This window comes from Gemmatimonadota bacterium, assembly GCA_009835325.1.
In the GTDB taxonomy this organism is placed as follows: Bacteria; JAAXHH01; JAAXHH01; order JAAXHH01; family JAAXHH01; genus JAAXHH01.
The window spans coordinates 1-16304 of the sequence record VXWP01000008.1; the positions used below are offsets into that span (position 1 = coordinate 1).

Sequence of the window (16304 nt, forward strand, 5' to 3'; positions counted from 1 at the left end):
GTCAAAGACCGGATCTGCAAGTAATGTGTTAAGAACAGTGGATCACGGTCCCGATCATGGAATCGACATGATACGCTGCTCCATACTTGCCTCCATCTTGCTCCTCTCGGCCTGTTCCCTGGCGCCGAACCGGAACCTTCCGGTACTCGAATCGGTACCGGAAACGCCCGGCGCGTTTGCCGCCGGTGTAGCGGATTCCGGTGCATACCGGCCCCTGGCGTGGTGGAAGTCATTTGAAGATCCGGTCCTCGACCGGGTAATCGAGGAGGTGCTCTCTTCGAATTTCGACCTGGCCGGAGCGGTCGCCCGCGTACAGCAGGCCCGGAGCCGGGCGGGCGTCGCCCGGGCTTCGGCGTTTCCCCTGCTTCAACCGTCGGTCAGCGTGAACGAATTCGACGGTCCGACGAACGCGGGTATCGGAGCGCAACTGGAGGAAGTCGGGCTGGATCCGGAAGCCCTGAGCGCGGCAGGCGTGGAGATCCCCGACCGGCTGGGACTCACTACCTATACCCTGAGCATGGAGTTTTCCTACGAACTCGATTTCTGGGGCCGCAACCGAAACGATACGCGATCCGCCGAGGCTGAACTGGCGGCCACCGAGGCGGACTTTCTCAGTGCGCGCATGGGGGTGTTGGCCGAGACCATCCGTACCTATCTGGAGATTACGAGTCTGCGCCGGCAACAAGCGCTGTCCGGCGAGATCGTGTCCGTCCTGCAACAACAGGAATCGCTTGCCGAGTCCCGGTACGATCGGGGACTGATCGAATTGGGGGACCTCCACGCGGCGCGGCGCAGGCTGCGCGAAGCCCAGGCTGAATTGCCGCAGATCGAAGCGCTGCGTACGGACGCTGAGGGACGGCTTTGGATACTCATGGGCGGCTTCCGGACCGACCTGGCGCATACGCTTTCCGACACTACGGGTCCTTCACCGTCACTCGATCCCGTTCCCGTGGGCATCCCGGTCGATCTCATGGTCCAGCGGCCCGATGTGCTCGCGGCATTGCAGCGGGTAGAGGCGGCGCGGTTTTCCGTCGGCGCTCGGCGCGCCGACCTGCTGCCGAGGTTGTCTCTGCAGGGCGCGATCGGCCTGCAAAGCACCGATTCGAGCGAATGGTTCGACCCCGATCAGTGGTTCCGGAACCTCACCGCGAACCTGCTGGGTCCCGTATTCCAGGGCTCGCGGATTCGGAACAATATAGCGATCGCGGAGGCGCGACTGAACGAAGCCGCGGCCGCCTATGGCCGCTCCGTGGTCACCGCGGTTAACGAAGTCGAATCGGCCCTGGTGGGACTCGATGCCAGCCGCCGCAGACATGCGCTGCTGGCCGCCATCTCCGATGAAACCCGATCCGAATCGGCGCTTCAGGAGCAAAGATACGTATCAGGCGTGGGCGCATACGAAGCGTTCCTGGCGGCGGAACAGACCCGTTTGGCGGCGCAGTCGGTACTGGCGGCAGCGGCGCGGGACCTGGGTTACGCCCGTCTCGCTCTCCATCGCGCATTGGGCGGCACCTGGACCGCCACCGACCGTCAGCGTCTCATGCTGCAGCAGCCCCAGTCGGACGGGCGTCTCTCTGCCCGTCCTCCAACGGAGTAAATAAGCCATGTCGCGTTTAACCAGTTTTCTCGTTGCCGGCGGCATACTCGGAGTTTCCGTAGCATTGGCCGCCCTGTTGATTTCGCTGGCCCCGCAACCGACGCGCACGGAACAGCCGCCCCAGGTACCCTTCGTTCAGACGGGTCTGGTCACCGCGGGATCCGGACCCATTCCGGTGTTCGGTTCCGGCACGGTAAGGCCGAGTGCGGAGGTCGGTGTCGTTCCGCAGGTAGGTGGCAGAATCGCGTGGGTCGACCCGGGATTCCTGAGTGGCGGCAGGATCGCTGCGGGGGATACGCTCTTCCGCATCGAGGAGGTCGACTACCGGTATCAGGTGCAGGAAGCGGAGGCCAGTCTCGCAGCCAGTCAACTGGCGTTGCTGCGGGAGGAGGAACAGGCGTCGATCGCCCGTGCACAGCACGATCTCTACACCGCACGCAAAGGAAATGCGTCTTCGGACGACAACGCAAATCCACTCGCGTTGAGGGATCCGCAGCTGAAGGCGGTCCGGGCTGCACTGCATCGGGATGAAGCCCGACTCGCCGAGGCCAATCTCGCCCTGTCCAGAACCCACGTAACCGCGCCCTTCGACGGTTTCGTCCAGGAAGAATCCGTGGATGTGGGACAGATCGTTGCCGCCGGCCAGCCGGTCGCAAGCGTTTTCGCCGCCGATGCCGTGGAAGTCGTCGTGCCGCTATCCGATTCCGACGCCGCATTGATTCCGGGGTTGTGGTCGCTTTCGGCGGGCGACGGGAACCGGAGCGTCGGCGCGCGCGTGGTCGCCCGTTTCGGCGAAGGATCCTATGCCTGGACAGGTTACGTGGACCGAAGCGAGCCCTACCTTGACCGGCAAACGCGCACCATCGACGTGATCGTACGCGTACCGGATCCCTTTCGTGCAGGGCGTTCCATGGACGGCACGGCTCGTCTCGGCGGCAGTCCCCCCCTGCTGGTTGGCAAGTACGTAGAGGTGGAAATCAACGGTCTTGAGCGGGATGATTACTTCCTGGTTCCGCGAGCGGCGCTGCAATCCGGCAACGAGGTCTGGATCGTGCGCGACGGCGGCGCGATGCATATCGTTCCGGTGCAGGTACTGCAGCGTACCGGCGATAGAGCCTATGTGACGGGTGACCTCGAAGACGGCCAGGCCGCCGTCACCGGCGGGATCCGGTTTACGACGGAAGGCATGCGCGTCCAGACGGAGACCGGCCAGACCCCATGACCATGGACAACGGCAATCATAAAGAAGCCTCCGGCCCGATCGCCTACATGGCGGGCAACAGCGTGGCTGCCAATCTGTTGATGTGGGCCATCGTAGCCGCCGGGTTGGTTTCGCTGACCGGCATCGACCGGGAAGCGTGGCCCACCACGCCCTTCTACCACATTGAAGTGTCGATGGCCTATCCAGGCGCCACGCCGGAGGAGATCGAGGAGTCGATCGTCGTCAAGATCGAGGATCAGGTCAGCGGACTGGATGACGTGAAGGCGGTCAAGTCCGTAGCGGCCCCGGGTATCGCGTCCGTGCGGGTTCAAATGGATTCCGGCACGGACATGGCGCAGGCGTTGAACGATATCGAGTCCGCGGTCAATCGCATTCAGTCTTTCCCGGCCGGTGCCGATCGTCCCGGTTTCCGGGAAATGGACAACCGCATGAGCCTGATTCGGCTCATCGTCTACGGCGACGTGTCCGAGCGTTCGCTGAAGGAATTGGCATATCAGATCGAGGATGAGCTCGCTGCGCTTCCGTCCGTGTCCCAGGTCGATGTCAGCGGCGTTCGGAAATACGAAATCTCCATCGAGGTACCGCTCCATCGGCTGAGGGCCCTTGGACTGACACTCACCGACATCGCCGACACCATCCGTCGAAGTTCGTTGAACCTGTCCGCCGGCAGTATCGATACCCGGGAATCCCAGGTGCGGATCCGGACCCTCGGCCAGAACTACGACCAGCAGGATTTCGAAGATATCGTCCTGCTCAGCGGGCGTGACGGAACGGTCGTTAGACTCGGGGACATCGCCTCGGTCCGCGACGGTTTTCAGGAGTCCGACCTTATCGTCCGGCATCGGAACCATCCCGCTGTATTCGTCGAGGTGTTCCGGGCTGATGGCGAACAGGTGATGGACGTCGCAACAACCGTCAGGGAACATCTGGAAAACGAGGTGATCCCGGCACTGCCGGACGGCGTGGCCGTCACCCTGTGGAATGACGAATCCCAGGTCTATGAGGAACGCGCCGATCTCCTGATCAAGAATGGCATCCTGGGGCTGTTGCTGGTGTTGATCGCGCTCAGTCTGTTTCTCCAGATCCGGCTTGCGGTATGGGTCGCCGTCGGCCTTGCCGTTTCGGGTATCGGCGCGCTGGCCGTCATGAATGCACTCGACGTGTCGATCAATGAAATCAGCCTGTTTTCCTTCGTACTCGCCATAGGGATCGTCGTCGACGACGCCATCGTCGTAGCCGAGCACATTCAATACGAACGCAGCCGGGGAACGTCCGGCGTTGCAGCCGCGATCCGTGGCGTACGAAGGATAAAGGTGCCGTTGACCTTCGCGGTCCTCACTTCGGTGGTCGCTTTCGTCCCGCTGCTGTTCATCCCCGGCGGCATCGGTGACGTATGGCGGGCACTGCCGGTCATCATCATTGCCATGCTATTGGTCTCCCTGGTCGAATCGCTGCTGGTATTACCCAATCACCTGTCCCATTTAAAAGGTCCTGAATGGGTGCCGGTAAACCCATTCGAACGTTTCTTCGCCCGGATCCAGGGTCGTGTGAACGAGTTGCTGAACCGGTTCGTGCAGGGTCCGTTGGACCGCGCGCTCCGGTTCGCGACGGATCAGCCCGCGATCACGATGGGGGGCGCCGTGGGCATGCTCGTGCTCAGCATCTCGCTGTTGCCGGCGGGCATCGTACCCACTACGCTGGCCGCTGATATCGAGGGGGATTTCGCGACGGTCGTCCTGGAGATGCCCGATGGGACGACCGCCCCGAGGACCTATGAGGTGGCACAGGAACTGGAGGCCGCGGGTCATCGGGTCATGGAACGGCTCTCGGTTGGCCGGCCCGAGGATGCGCCACCGCTACTGAGCGGCGTAACGGTGACCGTCGGTATGGGATCGAGACGCGAGGGCGGGCTTAATCCGGCCCCCACCCTCAATCCCCAGGCCAACATCGCTACCATCGAGTTCAAACTCCTGAGTGCGCAGCAAAGGCAGATTTCATCCGGAGAGATCGTGCAGGCATGGCGGGAGGAGGTGGGGGTGCTTCCCTACGTGCGCGGCCTCACCTTCAGCGGCGCGGTCTTTGACTTGGGCAACCCGGTCGAGGCCGTACTGTCGCATCCGGATCCGGAGATCCTCGCCCGGATTGCGAACGCGGTGGTCGACGGTCTCCGTGAAGTGGCTGGCGTCCATGACATCCGGTCGGATCACACCCCGGGCATTCCGGAAATGCAGCTTGAACTACGGCCGGAAGCGCGTACCCTGGGTCTTACGCTGGAAGCACTGGCCGGACAGACGCGCGCGGCCTTTTTCGGCGCGGATGCCGTCCGGGTCCAGCGCGGCCGGGAAGAGGTCCGCGTCTACGTGCGCCTGCCCGCCGATGAGCGGAGTTCCATCACCGATATCGAAAGGTACCTGGTCCGCACGCCGGGCGGGGCCGAGGTCCCGGTCGTCAGCGTGGCCTCGCTGAACCCGGGCGTTTCGCCGCCGGCCATTCGGCGAAAGGATGGCCAGCGCGTCGTCACGGTCTCCGCGGACGTGGACGCCGCGGTGATCTCCGGCGACCAGGCCAACAGCATTCTGGAGGGTTCGATCCTTGCGGCATTGACCGCCACGTACCCAGACCTGACCTACACCTTCGGAGGTGAACAGCAACAGCAGCTCGATTCCCTGGATGCGCTGTACCGCGGGTTCGCGATCGCGCTGATCATGATTTTCGCACTGCTCGCCATCCCCTTGCGATCCTACACCAAACCGTTCATCATCATGGCGGTGATCCCCTTCGGATTCATCGGAGTGATCCTGGGCCACTGGGTCCTTGGCGTAGCCCTGAGCGCCGTGTCCTTTCTGGGGATCTTCGGCCTTAGCGGCGTGGTCGTGAACGATTCCCTGGTCATGATTGATTTCATCGATCAGAAACGCAGGGAAGGCGACCCGGTACGGACCGCGATCATCGAGGGCGCAAAGGGCCGTTTTCGTCCGATTATGCTCACTTCCCTGACTACGTTTCTGGGTTTTACGCCGCTGATTCTGGAAACCGCCATTCAAGCGCAGTTCCTGATTCCTTTTGCCGCATCGCTTGGTTGCGGTATACTCTTTGTTACGGTTATAATAATGATGGTCGTTCCCGCGCTTTCCACCATTCATCTGCGTATGATGAAGGGAGGGCAAATCTGATGACTGAAACCAATAAGGGCACGAAGCCCCAACCGCTTACGTTGACTCAGGAACTCATCCTGATGCTGCTCAACGAGGAGACCGGCTACTTCCACCAGGTGCCCGGTTGGCATTTGCACTGTGCCGTGGTCGGTGCCGTGCTTGCGGAGCTTTCACTCAGGTCCCGCATCGACACGGATGTGGAGTCCCTGTTCCTCCTCGACCCGACGCCCACGGGCAATTCCACCATCGATTTCATACTCGAGGAAATCGCGAGCGAGCCCAATCAGCAGAATACGCAATACTGGATCGAACGGCTGGCTCCCCGTGCGGAGGCGATCATCGATTCGGTGCTGGATCGACTGGTAGAAATGAAAGTCCTGGAACACCACGACGGCGAGTTCTGGACGCTGGCCAGAGTCGACTGGAAGATGGGATTGTACGAAGAGGACGAAAAGGGCACGGCGAATCAGTTCATCAGAACGCGGATCAGCCGGGCGATCTTCATGAACGAGATACCCGACCCGAGAGACGTCATCGTCATATGCCTGGTCAATACCTGCGACGTGTTCCGATTCATGTTCCAACTCGACGAAGAGTCGGAGCAGCGTATCGAGTTCATCTGCAAGATGGACGAAATCGGCCGGTCAATCGCCGAAGCAGTCTCGCACAAAATGGCCAGCCCGACGCTTCGCCGGGCCGCCTTTACGCGTAAGATCCCGACGGTTTCGCTTCGTAAACTGCTGCGAAACCCGCACGTACGAGACGGCAACCTCAACGCGCTATTTGCGAGCCTGGCAGAGGAGTACGGAACGGTGTTCAAGATCTGTCCTCCATTCGCCAAGCCCATGGTCTTTATGGCTGGACTCGAGGTAAACCGCTGGGTGCACAAGCACGGACGCATGTACCTGAGAGCCAGGGATTACTTCAGCGAATTCGAGAAGGTCTACGGTGCATCCGGCCTCTTGCCTTCCCTGGACGGCGCCGATCACTTCCGGCTTCGCAAGTCCTTGTCGCCGGCCTATTCCCGCGGGAGACTGGGAGGGCAGTTGGGCCAGCTCTACCAACATGCACGGCGTCACATGGCAAGCTGGAACGTCGGAGACGCCTATACCGCTTCGACCATGTGCCGCCGGATGATCAACTCACAACTTTCGCCCCTGTTTATCGGCGTCGATTCCCAGGACGTCCTGGACGATCTGATGAAGTTCAAGGAACGGGCGCTCAGCGTGCACGTCGCCAGGATCCTGCCTAAATTCACGCTGAACACCCCGGGCATGAAACGGCGGGCGAAAGCCCTGGATACGCTGATGGAACGAATAGAAGGCGTCCATACCCCTGCCCAACGGGCCGATAGCCCGCGGGACCTCGTGGACGAGTACCTCAGCCTCCACGCAAGCGACCCGCAGTTTCTCCCTGAATCCAACCTGCGGTTTTCCTTTTCCGCGGCTTTGATAGCCAGCGTGTACCTGGGCGATATGTATAGCCTTGTGGTATACGCCATGGTGTCACAGCCTGCGCTCTACGAGAAAATCCGAGAGGAATCCGATGCCTTGTTCGGGAACGGCGATCCGGAAGCAGAGGCGCTCGCACCACCCGCGATCGACGTTACGCACCGCTTCCTCATGGAGTGCATGCGCATGTACCCGATCGTGCCCATGTCAATTCGAAACGTAATGAACGTGTGTGTTTTCGACGGGTACGAACTGCCCCTGGGAGAACGGCTCCATATCGCGCCGACCGCCACGCATTACATGCGCGACATATTTCCCGACCCGTACAAATTCGACATCGACCGCTATCTGCCGCCGCGCCACGAACATCGCAGTCCCGGATACGCTCCGTACGGACTGGGCACGCACATGTGCCTCGGCACCCGTTGGATGGAACTGCAACTGGCGGTCAACCTGCTGTTGCTGGCGCATTACTTCAGGCTCGAAATGTCGCCCGCAAACTTCAAGCTCAAGTTCAATCCGTTTCCCTCTTTGAAACCGAGCAAGAAGCTGAAATTCGTCATCGCCGAGCAGAGAAACGATCTGCCTGCCTGAAGTCGCGGAGACGAAATTCCACGGAGAATTCACAGCATTGAAACTGGGTAAACTTTCCAGGGATCTGCGAGAGGCTTACCAGGGAACGGGCGTCAAGGGACGTGTCCGGCACTTCGACGGCTGGATCGCGCGGTCGGCCCGGGCGGCTCCGGAAGCCGACGGCACAAGCGGGTACGACCATGCGGCAACGGTGAAAGAGTACTATAACCTTTGCAGCGGATTCATGGTGTGGGGCTGGAACGAATCCCTGCATTTCGTTCCGCTCACACCCGATGAGAGCCTGGAGGAATCCATAGTCCGTCATCAGCGGTTGATGATCTCGAAGCTGGACTTGAAACCGGGTATGACGGTGGTGGACGTCGGTTGTGGAGTCGGCGGCCCCATGCGCCGCGTCGTCCATGAAGCCGGTGTCAAGGTCGTCGGAATCAACATCAGTGAAGTCCAACTGGAGAAGGCAAGAAAGTTGAACGCGGAGGCCGGAATCGCTCACATGGTCGATTATGAGGCATGCAGCTTTATGGATATGGGCGGCATCGAAGACGAGACGTTCGACCGGGGCTATGCTATCGAGTCGACCTGCCACGCGCCTGACAAGGTACGCGCGTTCGAGGAGATATACCGCGTACTTAAACCGGGCGCGCTGTTCTGGGGCCAGGAAATGTGCCTGACCGACAAGTTCGATCCGGAAGACGCCGGCCACCGTGCCATTGAGCAGGAACTCCGGCGTGGCATTGCGTTGAACGACATCGCGACGTTCGGCGAAGTGAATAGCGCACTGGAAGCGGCGGGATTCCAGGTCATAGAAGGGATGGACCGAGACATCCAGGAAGGGCCGTCCACGCCCTGGTATAGTACCATGGACAGTCGTCGCGGAACGTTGGGGAATACGCTGCGCAGGCTTCCATGGGGCCGTAAGGCCATCATCGCGGGATCGAAGATGGCCGAAATGCTGCGTCTGCTACCGAAGGGTTCATCTGAAGTCGTCCGGCTCCTTGATCGCACCGCGGACGCCTATGTTTCGGGTGGCAAGACGGGTATTTTCACACCGCTGTACTGTTTCCTGGCTCGCAAACCTCTTTAGACCCGGCTACACAGAGATTTCAAGATGACTCTTGCGCGATTTGCACGTCTCGCGACGGTCGGGGCACTCGTGCTTCTGACGGCCGGTACGAACGCCCAGTCGATCGACGAGGCTCGGACCGCTTTCGAGGAAGGCCGCTTTCTCGAGGCGGCGGACCTGGCGGAAGCCTTCGGGACCTCCGTGGGCTACGCCCTGGCGGCGCAATCGCTCGCGGTGCACGGTCATTACATTGCGGCCGGTGATGATCGGAAGGGGTTCTTTGAACGTGCGATGAAACTCGGCGAGGAGGCGGTGCGCGCCGATTCGACCAATCAAGAAGCGTATTACCAGTCCGCGCACGCCGTTGGCCGGTATTCGCTGACGGTAGGCAGGTTTACGGCGCTTCGCCGGGGCCTGGCCGGCAAGGTCCGCGGACTGCTGGAGAGCGCGCTTGCCATCGATCCCGAATTCGCCGAGGCGCACATGGCCTTCGGGAGCTGGCATGCCGGTATCGCCCGAGCAGGGCGCGTGGCCCGGTTCCTGTACAAGGGAAACCGCGAGAGCGCGGTCATCCACTATGAGCGGGCGCTGGAGCTCGCGCCGGACTCGATGATCGTCCTGCTTGAATACGCGCTCAATTTACCCGATCTCGATAGTGAGGGCGGCCGGGAGCGTGCCGGGGAACTGCTGTCGAAGGCGGCCGGACTCCCGGCGCGGGACGCCTTCGAAGCGCTCATCCATGAGGATGTGCTGGAGGCCCTGGCGGAACACGAGAGCGGCGGGTAGCTCATCGGGCAGCGTAAAACTGCCGGCAGTAGCGACGGTACAGGCCGATGGGGCCGTCGGCCGCGCACAGCCGGGGCGGCGTGCGAAACTGTTTCCGTTCCCAGATCACCACGTCCTGCAACACATCCCGCTTCTGCTGCGCCAGGAGGATCTGGTTCATCAGCCGCCGCCGCAGCTTCGACGGCAGGAATCCCAGGCCGGAGATGAACCGACGGGGCTTCCGGATCTCCCGCAGCTGGCTAACCAGCACGAGATCGATATACTTGCCGTCGACCGGGGTCGGAAGCACCCAGAGCCTGGCATGCATATCGATGGTCTTCTCATGGATTTCAACGAAAGAGTACCCCAGTCCGTGGATGTGTGTGACGGCCGAGACCTCGTAGACCAGGTCCTTGACACCCAGGACCCTGCGGACACGCTTAAAGTCGAAACAGCTCTTCAGGTAGGCACCTTCCACAGTGACTGAACCCACCGGGTTCACGTTGTCGTAGCCGTGCACGTAACGCAGGTGGCCGATGTCCACGGAGTTCTCCGCGGTTTCCTGGGGATGGCTGCGAAACCGGAGGGTCCGGAAACCCAGGTCGCCCCACTCGCTGCCGGCCGGCGGGTTGTCAGGCAGGAACCAGTGCGCGGGCCGACCGCCGAGCCCGTACCAGGCGAAGACCAGGCCGAGGATCTCTCGGGTCTCGTACACGGCCAGCCGGGCGGCTTTCGGCGCCGGGGCGTTGGGCGTCGCGACGCACTGCCCGGTCGTATCGAACTCGAACCCGTGGAACGGGCAGACCAGGCGACCGTCGCATACCTTGCCGCCGACCTTCGGCCCCAGGTCGGAACCCAGGTGCGGACACACGGCTTCGGCCACGCAGACCCGGCCTTCCTCGTCGCACCACGCGACGATATCCTCGCCCATCCACTGCTTCTCGATCAGTTTTTCCCGCCGCAGCGTTTTGCGGGTCGTGACCAGGTACCAGCCTTCCGGGAACGGATGAAGCCCATCCTTGCCTTGGCTGTCGGTGAGCCCGGTATCCGCGTCGGCCGCCGGCGTTGGGAACGTATCGGTTGTATGCAAGGCCTATCCTCCAGTGTGCCACGTAAGTATTATAACTACAAGGCGTTAACGCGACAAGCAGGATTTGGTCCGAGCCGCTGGAGCGAAGTTGGGACAGGCGAAATCAGGGCCGGCTTCCCGTGGTCCGGCTTCCGGTGGACCGGCGAGTGCCGTAAGGAGGTTTGAGGCCCGGTCGAAACGAGGTCGAACTCAGCTCTTCGCCTTCCGGAATCGCCAGCCGTGAAGTATCCGACCGTAGTAGTTAAACATCCGCCTGGCCTCGGGATCGTCGAAGGGATAGTCCGCGCCGATCTGCCGGGCGGCGGCGAGGCCGGTCACGAAGCAGGTCTCCTGGCTGTTCACCAGGGTGTGGGCGCCGCAGTGCCAGGTCCGTCGCCTGCCCTGGATGAACCGGAACAGCTGGACGAGCCAGGCGACATGGCGCACGTCGTGTACGATGTGCTGGAACCAGCACTTTTTGACGATCTTCTGCTCATCGATCGGACTGACGGGGTTGTAGGTCACCAGGCAGGGTTTGTCGGACTGGTTGGCCCATGGCTGCTGGTTGTGCATAATGTAGGTGATTTCGTAGTTGTCCGGCCTGGCGCCGTACTGTTCGATGTGATTGCTCCGCGTCTCCAGCGGTCTCACTTCGTTTTCCGGCAGGACGGAGGCGTCCGAATGCACGACCGTATGGTTGTGGAGTTCGCTTTCGTAGCGTATCGACGACAGAAGATAGCGTTCCAGGAACGTGGGCCGGTCGAGCAGCATCAGGGTCTGGTTCGCATTGCACGCGAAGACCACCTCGTCAAATGTCTCCTCCACGCCGTCTGAGTCCTCGACCACGACGCAGTCTGACCGGCGGTGCACTTTACGCACCGGCCGGTTTAGGTATAATCTGTCCCGGAATCCGGCCGTCAGGTTCTCATAGATCCGTCGCGTGCCCTGGTCCCACGTCTGCATGGGTGTCGCGCGTTCGATGTCGAAGAACTCCAGGTACCGTGCGAAGAGGGCCGCCGGCATGTCGAACACGTTCGTGGCCATCAGGAAATTGACGAACATGGGCTTCAGGATCTTGTACCTGAAATCCCCCGAAAAACCGCGGAGGTTAAGCACCGTCCCCATGCTGACGTAATTAAAGGGATTGATTGCATTGATCAGCCTCGACCGGGAACGGGTCAGCCGGCCGAACCGGTGGATACGCTTAAGGAGCCGTTGAAACCGGGCAATCTCGGGCTGCAGTTGCCGTCTGATTTCGGACTCGAAATCGTGGGCGTAAACCTGGCCGTGGTACTTGACGCTGTAGTTGAACCGGGTATCCAGCAGTTCGATGCCGAACCGGCGCATCAACAGCAGGATGTGGTGATAAACCGAAGGGATCAGCGCGGTAACGGATATGTCGAAGGGAATGGTGCCGCCGTCATCCTGCGGCATGTCGGCCGTAATCGCATTCCCGCCGACCTGGTCCCGGGCCTCGTACAGCCGGAAGTCAAACCGGTCCGGGTGGTGATGCAGCGCCCATGCGGCTCCGAGCCCGGATACTCCGCCGCCGATTATGGCGATTTGCTTCGGTTTTGTGTCTTCCCGGCCGTTCGTCATGCCCCTGCATCCTTTGAATGTCTTTCATTTATAGCGGACATTCGGATCCGGTCACATCTCATCAGTTCGACGGTTTCCGGCCCTTCGTGCAGCGGTAGTGTTCGCCCGCCCTTTCCGGACTTACAAGCCCGTTCCGGACGTCCTCTGCCACCATTTCCGCTTCCCGTTCGGCCGGGTCGCCCCAGCCGCCTCCGCCGGGCGTCTCGATCCGCAGGATCTCGTTCCGGGACAGTTCGGTATGCGCCTTGGTCGGGATCTCCTTTTCGCGCCCTTCGGTGTCGATCACGTAACAGTGGGCACCCGTCGCGTTCCCTCCGCCTTCGAGTCCCCAGGGCGTGAACTTGCGGCGGTCGGAACCCAGCGTGATGATGGTGCGTTCGCCGAGGCACTTAAGCTCCCGCATCATCCCGCACCCGCCGCGCCGGCGACCCGGTCCCTCGGTGTCCGGGATCAGGCCGTAACGCTCGACCCGGAGCGGATAGGTGCGTTCCATGATCTCGACCGGCGCGTTCCGGGTGTTGGTGAGGTGGGTGTGCACGCCGTCCTCGCCGTCGAGATCGGACATGGCGCCCTGCCCGCCCGCGTAGGTTTCCACGTAGTTGTAGTAATCGCCGGTGCCGGGATCGATCCCGCCGATGTTGACCAGGTTCATTTCCCCGCTGCAGGCCGCGCACACGCGGTCGGGCGCGGCGTGGTACAACGCGCCCATGAGCACGTCCACGACCCGCTGGTCCGTCAGGATGTTGGCATTGCCGATGGCCGCCGGGTAGGTAGCCTGCAGGATGGAGCCTTCGGGGGCGAAGATCTCCAGGGGCCGGTATGCCCCTGCGCAGGCCGGCAGATCCGGATCGATCACTGCCTTGCACACGTAGCTGATGCAGGATGCGGCCGCGGGCAGCCGGGCGTTCAGGGGACCCAGGACCTGGTCGCTGCACCCCGAGAAGTCCGCGCGCAGTTCGTCCCCCGAGATGGTCAGGGTCACCGCGATCTTCACCGGTTCGTCGGTAACGCCGTCGTCGTCCAGGTAGTCTTCGAAAGTGTACTCGCCGTCGGGCAGTAACCGGATACCCGCGCGCATCCGTCGTTCGGCGTAGTCCTGGATTTCGTCCATGTAACGTATGACTTCATCGGGAGATTCCCGGGACATGAGATCGCTTACCCGTTGCTGGCCGATCTGGGCGCAGGCGAACTGCGCCATGAGGTCGCCCCTTACCTCGTACTGCGTCCGCACGTTCTGGTTGATCAAGCGGTAGATCTCCTCGTCGAGCCGTCCCCCCTTGAAAATGGGCAGGGGCGGGATCTGCAGGCCCTCCTGGTAGATCTCCGTCACCCCGAAGGGCATGCTTCCGGGCGCGAACCCGCCCATGTCCACGTGATGGGCCGTCGATGCCGCCAACGCCACAGGTCGGCCTTCATGGTAAATGGCGGATACCAGGGAGACATCCGGCAGATGACCCGGTCCCTCGGGATAGGGCAGGTTCGTGATGTAGACGTCGCCGGGCTTCATGGCCGACAGGGGATAGGCTTCCAGGATGGACCGGACCACGCCGGGCATCACGCCCAGGTGCAGGGGGACGCCCGATTCCGCCTGGGCCAGGATCTCCCCGGTGGGCTGCACGATGGCCGCGGAGCAGTCGCGCCGGTCCTTGATATTGGTGGAGTAGCTGGTGCGGATCAGCGCGGCACACATTTCCTCCGCGATGCCCGTCCACCGGTTGCGCATCAGTTCCAGGGTAATGGGGTCGGTCTTCATGTCGAATTAAGCCCGGTTATGGTGATCTGTTCCCATTCGTCGACGCATGCGGCCTGCCCGGGTCCGATCAACGTCGTGGAATCGAGTTGTTCGACGATGGCCGGACCGTCGATCCGCTGTCCGGGAAGCAAGCCGGTCCTGCCGTATACCGGCGTGTCCATCCAGGCGCCCGCGAAGTAGACCGGGCGGGTGACGAAGGGTGCGACCCGTTCGGATGCGCCCCGTCCCGCCGGCTTCCTGCGGTCATCCGAAATGGGCAATTCCGCGGAAACCCACACGTTGACGAGTTGAACGCGCTGGTCGCGACGCGCGAATCCGTACTGCCGCTCGTGTTCGAGGTGAAAGGCCGATTCAAGCAGGGCCAGGTCGACGGCGCCCTCGGGCAGATCGATGGGGATGTCGTATCCCTGTCCAGCGTACCGCAGCCCCACGCGCCGGCTGATGACGGGATCGTTTCCCTCCGAGGACATGGCCAGATCCTCTATCGCCTGTGCCGTAAGCTCGCCGAGCATCGTTTCGAATCGCTCCGCTTCGATCCGGTCCAGCAGTTCCACGTGGGTCTGGATCCGGTCCGTCCGCAGGTTGGAAAACACCAGGCCCTCGGCGGAGGCGACCCCGGGGGCGAGCGGGATGACCACGTCGCGTATCCCCAGTTCCCGGGCGAGTTCAACGCCGTGGAGCGGTCCCGCGCCTCCGAAGGGTACCAGGGTGAAAAGACGGGGATCGTACCCGCGCTCCACGGTAAGCTTGCGGATGGCCGCCGTCATGGAGGCGTTGATGACCCGGATGATTCCTTCGGCGGCCTCCTCGACCGTGCATTGCAGGCCGGCGGCGATCTTCTCCTGGATGACCCGCCGCGCGGCCGCCGGGTCCAGGTGGATGGCGCCGCCCAGCAGGCTGTCCGTGGAAAGCCGGCCCAGGACCAGGTTCGCGTCCGTCACCGTGGGTTCGCTGCCGCCGGTCTGGTAGCAGGCAGGACCCGGTTCCGCCCCTGCCGATTGCGGTCCCACGCGCAGGGCGCCGCCCGAATCGATCCACGCGATGCTCCCGCCGCCCGCGCCGATCGTGTGGATGTCCATCATGGGCGCTTTCAGGGCCAGGCCGTCGATTTCAGCATGCTTCGCGAAGGCGATGGTGCCTTCGTGAATCATAGCCACGTCGAAACTTGTACCGCCCATGTCGGCCGTGATTACGTTGGACCGGCCGAGCCGCTGGCCAATCTCGTCTCCGGCCACCACGCCGCCGGCCGGTCCCGACAGGATCGTATGTACGCAGTGATCCGCAGCGTCCCGGGCCGAGGTAACTCCACCGTTGGATTTCATGACGTAGAGCGGCGCTTCGACAGCGGCGTCCGACAGGGCGTCGTTCACCCGCTTCAGGTAGTTCGTCATCACCGGCTGCACGTAGGCGTTCATGGCACAGGTGCTGAACCGTTCGTATTCGCCCTCTTCGCGGCTCATATCTGAGGAAAGACAAACCGTGGCGTCCGGCAGAGCCTGCCGCAACCCGTTGCCGACCGACCGCTCATGACCGGGGTCGATGTGGCTGTGGAGGAATCCGATGCCCACCGCTTCGATGCCGTCCTTCCTGAGCGCTTCGATCAGTTCGTTCAGCCGGTCCCGGTCTATGGGCAGGGCTTCCGTACCATCGTGAAGCATTCGTTCCGGAAGCTCATACCGCAGGGCACGGGGCACGAGGGCCGGCGTTCGGCGAACACGCATGTTGTACAGGTGGGGCCGGTCCTGCCGCTGAATGTGAAGCACGTCCCGGAACCCTTCGGTCGTAATGAATGCGGTGCGTGCACCCTTTCGCTGCAGGATGGTGTTGGTGGCCACCGTGGTGCCGTGGATCAGGAACCGGACATCCGCGCTGTCGTATCCGGCCCGTGCGACGAGTTCGCTGACGCCTTCCACCAACGCGCGGCTCGGATCGTCCGGCGTACTCGGCACCTTGTGGAACGCCAGCCTTCCCGTTTCGGGATCGGACAGGACGAGATCGGTAAACGTGCCGCCCGTGTCTATGGCGATGCGAACGCTCAT

At 62.3% G+C, this 16304-nt stretch carries 10 protein-coding genes; 6 read left to right on the top strand and 4 right to left on the bottom strand.

Annotated features, from left to right (window positions below; genetic code table 11):
* Positions 1 to 67 precede the first annotated feature (67 nt).
* The 6 genes from F4Z81_00770 to F4Z81_00795 are packed head-to-tail and all read left to right on the top strand — an operon-like array spanning position 68 to position 9865.
* Positions 68 to 1597, top strand: coding sequence for an efflux transporter outer membrane subunit (locus F4Z81_00770; protein ID MXW03579.1), 1530 nt, complete (start codon positions 68 to 70; stop codon positions 1595 to 1597).
* Between the two features lie 7 nt (positions 1598 to 1604).
* Positions 1605 to 2819 carry an efflux RND transporter periplasmic adaptor subunit gene (locus F4Z81_00775; GenBank protein MXW03580.1) on the top strand — a complete coding sequence of 405 codons (1215 nt, stop codon included), beginning with the start codon at positions 1605 to 1607 and terminating at the stop codon, positions 2817 to 2819.
* Positions 2816 to 5992 (top strand): efflux RND transporter permease subunit, encoded by a 3177-nt coding sequence (locus F4Z81_00780; protein ID MXW03581.1) that lies wholly within the window; start codon positions 2816 to 2818, stop codon positions 5990 to 5992. Before F4Z81_00775 ends, F4Z81_00780 begins: the two co-directional genes overlap by 4 nt.
* Positions 5992 to 8019 (top strand): cytochrome P450, encoded by a 2028-nt coding sequence (locus F4Z81_00785; protein MXW03582.1) that lies wholly within the window; start codon positions 5992 to 5994, stop codon positions 8017 to 8019. Before F4Z81_00780 ends, F4Z81_00785 begins: the two co-directional genes overlap by 1 nt.
* 37 nt (positions 8020 to 8056) lie before the next feature.
* Positions 8057 to 9100: a methyltransferase domain-containing protein gene (locus F4Z81_00790; GenBank protein MXW03583.1), complete on the top strand. Its 1044-nt coding sequence runs from the start codon at positions 8057 to 8059 to the stop codon at positions 9098 to 9100.
* Between the two features lie 24 nt (positions 9101 to 9124).
* Positions 9125 to 9865: a hypothetical protein gene (locus F4Z81_00795; protein ID MXW03584.1), complete on the top strand. Its 741-nt coding sequence runs from the start codon at positions 9125 to 9127 to the stop codon at positions 9863 to 9865.
* 1 nt (position 9866) lies between these two features.
* Here the strand turns inward: F4Z81_00795 and F4Z81_00800 are convergent, their stop codons facing one another.
* The 4 genes from F4Z81_00800 to F4Z81_00815 form a co-directional block, all read right to left on the bottom strand.
* Positions 9867 to 10934 carry a Rieske 2Fe-2S domain-containing protein gene (locus tag F4Z81_00800; GenBank protein MXW03585.1) on the bottom strand — a complete coding sequence of 356 codons (1068 nt, stop codon included), beginning with the start codon at positions 10932 to 10934 and terminating at the stop codon, positions 9867 to 9869.
* A gap of 189 nt (positions 10935 to 11123) precedes the next feature.
* Complete coding sequence (locus tag F4Z81_00805; protein ID MXW03586.1) at positions 11124 to 12512, bottom strand: NAD(P)-binding protein; 1389 nt, start codon at positions 12510 to 12512, stop codon at positions 11124 to 11126.
* 61 nt (positions 12513 to 12573) lie between these two features.
* Positions 12574 to 14265 (bottom strand): hydantoinase B/oxoprolinase family protein, encoded by a 1692-nt coding sequence (locus tag F4Z81_00810; protein ID MXW03587.1) that lies wholly within the window; start codon positions 14263 to 14265, stop codon positions 12574 to 12576.
* A complete protein-coding gene (locus F4Z81_00815; protein ID MXW03588.1) occupies positions 14262 to 16304 on the bottom strand; it encodes a hydantoinase/oxoprolinase family protein in 2043 nt (680 codons plus the stop codon). The genes F4Z81_00810 and F4Z81_00815 overlap by 4 nt, the downstream gene beginning before the upstream one ends.

What these genes read in the sequence shown, in the direction of transcription:
- F4Z81_00770 (MXW03579.1), top strand. Translation starts at nt 68, where the DNA reads ATGATACGCTGCTCCATACTTGCCTCCATCTTGCTCCTCTCGGCCTGT.
- F4Z81_00775 (MXW03580.1), top strand. Translation starts at nt 1,605, where the DNA reads ATGTCGCGTTTAACCAGTTTTCTCGTTGCCGGCGGCATACTCGGAGTT.
- F4Z81_00780 (MXW03581.1), top strand. Translation starts at nt 2,816, where the DNA reads ATGACCATGGACAACGGCAATCATAAAGAAGCCTCCGGCCCGATCGCC.
- F4Z81_00785 (MXW03582.1), top strand. Translation starts at nt 5,992, where the DNA reads ATGACTGAAACCAATAAGGGCACGAAGCCCCAACCGCTTACGTTGACT.
- F4Z81_00795 (MXW03584.1), top strand. Translation starts at nt 9,125, where the DNA reads ATGACTCTTGCGCGATTTGCACGTCTCGCGACGGTCGGGGCACTCGTG.
- F4Z81_00805 (MXW03586.1), bottom strand. Translation starts at nt 12,512, where the DNA reads ATGACGAACGGCCGGGAAGACACAAAACCGAAGCAAATCGCCATAATC.
- F4Z81_00810 (MXW03587.1), bottom strand. Translation starts at nt 14,265, where the DNA reads ATGAAGACCGACCCCATTACCCTGGAACTGATGCGCAACCGGTGGACG.
- F4Z81_00815 (MXW03588.1), bottom strand. Translation starts at nt 16,304, where the DNA reads ATGAGCGTTCGCATCGCCATAGACACGGGCGGCACGTTTACCGATCTC.